Origin of the sequence: Cryobacterium levicorallinum, from assembly GCF_004402405.1 — a bacterium.
GTDB lineage: Bacteria > Actinomycetota > Actinomycetes > Actinomycetales > Microbacteriaceae > Cryobacterium > Cryobacterium levicorallinum.
In genome coordinates this window covers 1-4,651 of the sequence record NZ_SOFE01000018.1, presented here as the reverse complement: position 1 = coordinate 4,651, position 4,651 = coordinate 1, and the positions used below count along the sequence as shown (strand labels likewise).

3 protein-coding genes are annotated in these 4,651 nt (G+C 55.8%); 2 read left to right on the top strand and 1 reads right to left on the bottom strand.

The genetic code is table 11. The features are described 5' to 3' along the window. The first annotated feature begins 846 nt into the window (after positions 1-846). Together E3O11_RS09900 and E3O11_RS09895 are read left to right on the top strand one after the other, a co-directional pair. Positions 847-2,460 (top strand): asparagine synthetase B family protein, encoded by a 1,614-nt coding sequence (locus E3O11_RS09900; RefSeq protein WP_134495514.1) that lies wholly within the window; start codon positions 847-849, stop codon positions 2,458-2,460. Next, complete coding sequence (locus tag E3O11_RS09895; protein ID WP_092453236.1) at positions 2,457-3,752, top strand: oligosaccharide flippase family protein; 1,296 nt, start codon at positions 2,457-2,459, stop codon at positions 3,750-3,752. The genes E3O11_RS09900 and E3O11_RS09895 overlap by 4 nt, the downstream gene beginning before the upstream one ends. A 158-nt stretch (positions 3,753-3,910) precedes the next feature. Here the strand turns inward: E3O11_RS09895 and E3O11_RS09890 are convergent, their stop codons facing one another. Further along, a complete protein-coding gene (locus tag E3O11_RS09890; protein WP_092453233.1) occupies positions 3,911-4,153 on the bottom strand; it encodes an integrase core domain-containing protein in 243 nt (80 codons plus the stop codon). Positions 4,154-4,651 lie beyond the last annotated feature (498 nt).

Genomic DNA, 4,651 nt, shown 5'->3' with positions numbered 1-4,651 from the left:
CGACGCCACTAACGTTCCCGACCACGACCTGGATCAACGAACCCCTGAAGGCAGGAACGAACTCAATGACCACCTAAAGAAACTGACTCATAAAGGTTGACATCTTCCGAAACGCAGGAACAGGTACGACGAGCGCCCCGTGCCGTCAGTCGTGAAGAAGGGTGGACAGTGCGATGTTGAGTACCTCTCCCGACGCCGCAGCCCGACGGTTAGTCGTGCAGTGATCTACACTTCAACGCTTGCCGCACGGACGGGACTCGCGAGGAGCGTCTTTGGGACGAATTACTCGAGAAGCATTAGGACTGGGATTGGGTCGCGCGTTTGGAGCGACAAGGCGCACGAATTTTGCAGATTTCTGACGCGTCGGCTGTCATCTGGACTGGTTCCCTGAGATCGATCTAGTCGAGTGCTGATTGGAAGTCCTCGCTTGTCTGGGCAGAATCCAGACGCAGTGTGTAAAAGGCCTCGAATTATCGCCGATTTTCTTATGGGTCAACCCTCCGCTACGCCGTCCAGGCACGTTCGCTAGCGGGAGTCAGCCGGACGCTGGGCGCAGTTGTCCGCACAGGTAGGTTTCTTTCCGCGCAGACATAGGTGGTCGGGCTCGATGGTTAGGAACTGCGTCCTCTGATCAATAGACTTCTATCGTGGTGAACCAACCTCATGCGCGCACTGGAACGGAAGCAATAGATGGCTGATACAGTCCCTTTGGTCGATCGGAACACATGGGTCGTTACTCCATCTAGCTATGGCTACACGGTTCCGGGTCACTACGAACTTCTAGAAGTCGACGGATTCGTCTTTGGCCGGTGCTCAGACGGGAGATTCGCCGATGATCGTTTCCTCGTGAGCACCGACGACTATACATTTCTCATCGATGGTGTGATACTCAACAAGACTGAGCTTCTTGGCGAAGCCGGACAAACTTCCATCCTAGATTTGATCCCAACTCTGCTCCACCAGTTCGGCGTGAAGGAAACCTTGGCATTGCTCCGGGGTCCGTTTAGTGGGGCGATACTCGATCGACGGGCGCGCGTATTGTACTCGTTCGGTAACCAGACCGGCGAGTCCGCGGCGTTCGCGCACAGGGATGCAACCGGTCCGACACTCTCGAACAGCTTCGACATCATGATGCGTATGCTCCGCGAGGCAGGGGCGCCAATTACCTTCGACGAACACGCTGCATCGGTGATGCTCAGTTATGGCTTTATGATCGATGATCACACCTTTGCACAGGAGATAACGCGGATCGCACCAGGGTGCGTGATCTCTATCGATTTGGAGGGTGGGGCTCTTAATACAGAAGTGTATTGGAGCCTCAAGAACGATGTCGCGTGTAGCGTAAGTACGATCGTGGAAGCTGTCAGTGAGCTCGATCGTCTCTTCCGTCGGGCCGTGAAACGCTGCTTCGACAAAGATATTGAGTACGGGTACGGCCGACACCTAGTGGATCTGAGTGGCGGCATGGACGCACGCATGGTAAATATAGTTGCCCGCGACCTGGGCTACAGCTCGATTACTAACGTCACGTATAGCGAATCGAGAACCACCGAAAATCGTTACGCAATGAGACTGGCGAAACAGCTAGGTAACGACTGCCTGTACCATCCAATGGACGGAGGCCGGTCGGCACTAGCCCCCGAGCAGAACCTGCGCCTCAACTCTGGAATGGCTTTCTACTCAGGTATCACTGGCGGGGCATTTGTCTTGAAGAGCCTAAATTTCACGGAGTTCGGGCTGGAGCATACTGGTCAAATCGGAGACGCTGTCATTGGCACATTCCTGAGTTCCCCGGAGCGGCGCCCTCCGGCCCCGGGAACCGGGGCGTTCTCAAAGGTAAACACCTATCCTCGGAACCTTCATGACGCCGTCGACGAAGAGCTTTTCATCATGAGCACGCGCGTGTTCCGCGGGGCCATGTCTTCGCATCTGCTTAGGCAGCACTTCACTTTTGCCGTCTCACCCTATTCTGACGTTGATTTGCTCGACTTCATGTTTTCGCTGCCCCTTGAATGGAGAATCGGTCACAAGATTTTCGCTCTCTGGATCAAAAGTTGTTACCCAGGGGCTTTGGCAGTGCCCACCACGCGCCTACTGCCCTTCCGGGTGAACCCGGTGCGGCATGTGCAGCTTTTCGCGCGGAAGGCGACCGGCGTCCTATCTCGCAGAGCTCAGAATTGGTTGGGTCAGCGCAATATCCCGGGTTCCGTGGCAATCTCCCGCCTGGGGAATAGCATGAACCCCTTGGAATCTTGGTATGCCGTAAATCCAAAATTCCGGGAGCTCGTACTGGACTCATCGCAAAAGGCAAGAGAAATCCCTGCGAACGATGCATTACAAGAATCCCTTAGAAAGTCGTTTGGCAAGAGCAGTTCCATCTGGGATAAGGTCCTCGGGGTAACAGCCGTGGCCATGTATGAAATGTATTTTGCCGCCTTTGAAAGGCAGGCGTCTGCTTGATCCCGTCGCTGCGTCGGCTGTTTGAGGGGCTGTTCGGGCGGGGTGTTCTGTTCAAGCAGATTGCTACCGTCTTATCAGGAACAGCAGGGGCGCAGCTCATCACAGTAATCGTGATGGTGCCCCTTGCCAGGCTGTATAGTCCGGTCGACTTTGGGCTTTTCACGATCATCCAATCGGCAGTAACTATCGGAATCACTCTGGTGGCATTGCGTTACGACATGGCCATCGTCTTGCCGAAGTCGGACGTGGACGCGCGCGTGCTGCAAAGGTTGGCTTCACGATCGATCTTGGTGCTCTCTGCAGTTTTGTCAGTTGTGTTATTGGGGGTTCATCCTTTTGTCTCCCAGCTCTACGGGGACTCAGCATTCGCCACCTGGCTGATCGCAGCTGGGCTTGCAACCTATCTCATGGCCCAGATAGTAAATGTTCAGTTCTGGCTTAACCGTCAACAGGAGTACCGAGCCATTGCGGGGAATCGTCTTGTCCAGGCTGTTGCGGTGGCGACCTTTCAGGTTGGCTTTGCATTTGTCATCGGTGGCTTTCAAGGACTCATGGCGGGTCTCGTAGTAGGCCAGTTGATAACGCTGCTCTTTGTGCATCGTGGGACACCGGAACTGCACGACCGCCTCCCAGACGAAGCCCCAACCAAGTGGCAGGTAGCCAAGCGTTTTCGCAAGATGCCTCTTATAAATTTGCCGACAGCTGTTCTTGATGCTGTCAAGACGGCGGGCATCAACGTGCTAGTCGGAAACATGGGTGTGAGCAGTCTTGGGAATTTTTCACTTGCGTTTCAAATGACTAAAGCTCCGGTTAGCTTGCTCAACGGAGCAGTGGCCCAAGTACTGCTTCAGCGATTATCCACTGAGGCGCCAGGGGGAATGACTAGATTACTCCGTGCATCTTTCGTCCGCATTTTCCTTTTCTCGGCCCCAGTATTCGTCGTGTTTTACTTCACTGCTCCGAGCGTATTCCCAATCGTTTTCGGCGCTCAGTGGGAAGAAGCAGGGTACATCAGCCAGGCATTAGTGCCTTGGCTGTTCATGGTCACCTTCACCTCGCCGGTGGCGAATGTCTTTGTCGTCACCGGGCAGCAAGAGTGGGCTTTGGCATTCGCGGCCCTCTCCACTTTCATCTCTCTCGGGTTCCTTGCACTCACCCCCCTTGATTTATTGCCGGCGGTGACCTGGCTCGCGTTCATCATGGCTGCGCTGCTCTTACTGTGGGTTGGCATGGCTCTCTTCGTTGCACGGTCTTATGACCGTAGCGGCAAAATAGAGAAAGACGAGGTTTAACCACCGTTAGAGTATTGATTATTAGCCGCTGATTCCCAAGCAAGATGAAGCCATGGTCGGCCACCTTTGTTTCGCGTGACGTTGTGCTGTGAAGGCCAGTCACGATGTGACTGTCATCCACCTCGCCGTGGCCTTGCCCCCGGTTAGTGGACACGGGGTTATGCGGCTTTAGCGAAGACCGCGTTCTGGTTTGAGTATTGCAGCTCGAAATCGACGGGGCTGACTTGGCCGAGGGATGTGTGCCGGCGGCGGCGGTTGTAGCGGTCTTCGATCCAGGCGCCGACCTCTCTGGAGGCCTTGTTTTTGCTGGGCCAGATGCGTCGGTGATAGAACTCGGTCTTGAGTGTGGCGAAGAAACTTTCCGCCATCGCGGTTTCCCAGCAGACCCCGGTGTAGCCCATCGACCGGGTTGGAGGATAGACGTAACTGGTACGGGCAGTCCACCTTGTTGGTACCGCTATTCCGGGGAGGTGGAACTGGCAGGGATGGCGATGTGGCCAACCCTGCCAAACCGTCGCGACGAAGCCCCTGGCATGATTCCGTGCAGTCCTGCGCGTCCTGCGCGTCCTGCGCGTCCTGCGCGTCCTGCGCGTCCTGCGCGTCCTTCGGTTCGTCGTTGCGCAGGCGCTGACGGCACCACCCGGTTCCGCGATCGTCAGTACCCGTCGCGGTGCCGTCCACTCACCGGGAACATTTTGATGAAGGCACTTTCAACTCTGTGGAACGGCGGTACCAACAACGTGGACTACCCGTACCAACTCGGACTACTCGCCACGGGTGATGCGGTGCTTTTGGTCACGTCCCGCCGGTTGGTGTAATTCATCGTCACCGTGCGGGTCAGCTGATTTGATTATGCGGCAATGAGCTCGGGAACGGGAATCACCCCCGTCAGGGCGCTG

What these genes read in the sequence shown, in the direction of transcription:
- E3O11_RS09890 (WP_092453233.1), bottom strand. Translation starts at nt 4,153, where the DNA reads ATGGGCTACACCGGGGTCTGCTGGGAAACCGCGATGGCGGAAAGTTTC.